Annotated in this window: 2 protein-coding genes and 1 pseudogene; all 3 read left to right on the top strand. The window is 68.7% G+C overall.

The window, feature by feature from the left end; translation table 11 throughout:
- Positions 1-269: pseudogene (locus ACTUAL_RS17870) on the top strand (carbohydrate ABC transporter permease); the annotation flags it as partial.
- On the top strand, positions 266-1,120 hold the full coding sequence (locus tag ACTUAL_RS17875) for a carbohydrate ABC transporter permease (protein ID WP_096497702.1): 855 nt from the start codon (positions 266-268) through the stop codon (positions 1,118-1,120). The pseudogene ACTUAL_RS17870 and the gene ACTUAL_RS17875, both read left to right, overlap by 4 nt.
- A 10-nt stretch (positions 1,121-1,130) precedes the next feature.
- Positions 1,131-2,601, top strand: a 1,471-nt coding sequence (gene arfA / locus ACTUAL_RS17880) for an arabinosylfuranosidase ArfA (protein ID WP_440901065.1), incomplete at its 3' end; no start/stop codon positions are given.

Genomic DNA, 2,601 nt, shown 5'->3' on the forward strand with positions numbered 1-2,601 from the left:
TGAAGGTCCCGGCCATCCGGGGGGCGATCGCGCTGGCCGGGGTGTTCACGGTGATCGGCACGATGCAGTTCTTCACCGAGCGGTACGTGATGGCGAGGTTCGCGCCCCAGGTGTCGGGGGGTTACACGCCCAACCTGTACGCGTACAACCAGGCGTTCGCGTACTCGGACTTCCACTACTCGGCGGCGATCTCGTTCGTGCTGGGGTTCGCGGTGTTCGTGGTGTCCTACGGGGCGGTGCTGGTCAACCGGTGGAGGGCGCGGGCGTGAGGCGGAACTCTGCGGTCGTGCCGGACCTGGTGCCGAAACTGCTGATGGGCGCGGGGGTGCTGTACTTCCTGGTGCCCCTGCTGTGGGTCGTCGTCGCGGCCACCAAGAGCCAGGCCGATCTGCTGTCCAGCCCGGCCCTGTGGTTCGCGGACTTCAACCTGTTCGACAACGTGGGCAAGCTCTTCCGCGAAGACGGTGGCGCGTACGGGAGGTGGTTGCTGAACACGGCGGTCTACTCGGGCGCCAGCGCGGTCGGCGCCACGGCCCTGGCCGCGCTGGCGGGGTACGGGCTGGCGCGGTTCTCGTTCCCCGGCAAGAAGTTCTTCGAGACCGCGTTGCTGGGCATGGTCATGGTGCCCGCGACCGCGCTGGTGCTGCCCACTTACCTGATCCTGTCCGAGGTGGAGCTGGTGAACACCGGGTGGGCGGTGGTCCTGCCGTCCCTGCTGCACCCGTTCGGCGCTTACCTGATGCGGGTGTACATCGCGCAGAGCGTGCCGGAGGAGCTGATCGACGCGGCACGGGTGGACCGGGCGGGCGAGGCGCTGATCTTCTGGCGGGTGGTGCTGCCGGTGGTCCGGCCCGCGCTGGTGACGGTGTTCCTGTTCACGCTGGTGGCCACGTGGAACAACTACTTCCTGCCGCTGGTCATGCTGAGCGACAGCGACCTGTACCCGCTCACCGTGGGGCTCACCACCTGGTTCAACACCGCGCAGCAGGAAGCGGGGACCAGGGTGCTGTTCAACCTCGTCATCACCGGGGCGCTGATCGCGATCGTCCCGCTCATCACCGCTTTCGTGCTGCTGCAGAGGTTCTGGCGCAGTGGTGCGAGCGCCGGCGCGCTGAAGTAGGGGAGTTGCTGTGCTGAGAGCAGTTGTGTCGTTCCGGACCGACGACGTGGTGGGGCCGGTGCGCAGGAGGCTTTTCGGGTCGTTCGTGGAGCACCTGGGGAGGTGCGTGTACGGCGGGATCTACGAGCCGGGGCACCCGTCGGCGGACGAGGAGGGGTTCCGGCAGGACGTGCTGGCGCTGACCCGTGAGATGGGGGTGTCGGTGGTCCGCTACCCGGGTGGGAACTTCGTGTCCGGGTACCGGTGGGAGGACGGGGTGGGGCCGCGCGGGCAGCGGCCGGTGCGGCGGGACCTGGCGTGGCGCAGCATCGAGTCGAACGAGGTCGGGCTGGACGAGTTCGTGCGGTGGGCGCGGAAGGCCGAGGTCGAGGTGATGTACGCGGTCAACCTCGGGACTCGGGGGGTGGCCGAGGCGCTGGACGTGCACGAGTACGCGAACCACGGTTCGGGGACGGCGTTGTCGGACCTGCGGGTGGCGAACGGGAGCGCGGAGCCGCACGGGATCTCGTTGTGGTGCTTGGGGAACGAGATGGACGGGCCGTGGCAGCTGGGGCACAAGACGGCGGAGGAGTACGGCAGGGTGGCGGCTGAGACCGCCAGGGCGCTGCGGCAGGCGGAGCCAGGGGTGGAGCTGGTGGCGTGCGGGAGCTCCAGCTCCGCGATGCCCACCTTCGGCGAGTGGGAGCGGGTTGTGCTGGAGGCCGCGTACGAGGAGGTCGACCACATCTCGTGCCACGCGTACTACGAGGTGCTGGACGGGGACGTGGACAGCTTCCTGGCGTCTGCGGAGGACATGGACCGGTTCATCGGGAGTGTCGCCGCCACGGCGGACGCGGTGGGCGCGAAGGTGAAGAGCTCGAAGCGGATCGGGATCTCGTTCGACGAGTGGAACGTGTGGTCGATCAAGGATTTCGAGGCGTCGCGGACCTCGGAGTGGCGGCGCGCGCCGAAGTTGATCGAGGACACGTACGACGTGGCGGACGCGGTGGTGGTGGGGAACTTGCTGATCTCGCTGCTGCGGCACGCGGATCGGGTCGCGGTGGCCTGTCAGGCGCAGTTGGTGAACGTGATCGCGCCGATTCGGTGCGAACCGGATTCGGCGGCGTGGAGGCAGACGACGTTTCACCCGTTCGCGTTGACCTCGCGGTTGGCGCGGGGGGAGGTGCTGCGGACCCTGGTGGACGGGCCCACGCAGGACACCGGGCGGTTCGGGGAGGTTCCGGTGGTGGACGCGGTGGTGACGCGGGAGGGGGAGGAGGTTGTGGTGTTCCTGGTCAACCGGCATCGGCACGAGTCGGTCGAGGTTGGGTTCGAGGGCGGGGAGCGGGGGGTTGTCGAGGCCTGGGTGTTGGGGGATGAGGACAGCGGGGCGATCAACACGGCTGTGCAACCGGAGAGGGTGAAGCCGAGGGGGTTGGGGGTTGAGCGGGATGGCGGGGTGATGAAGGTGCTGTTGCCGCCGGTTTCGTGGGGGGTGGTTC

It is taken from the genome of Actinosynnema sp. (genome assembly GCF_052038725.1).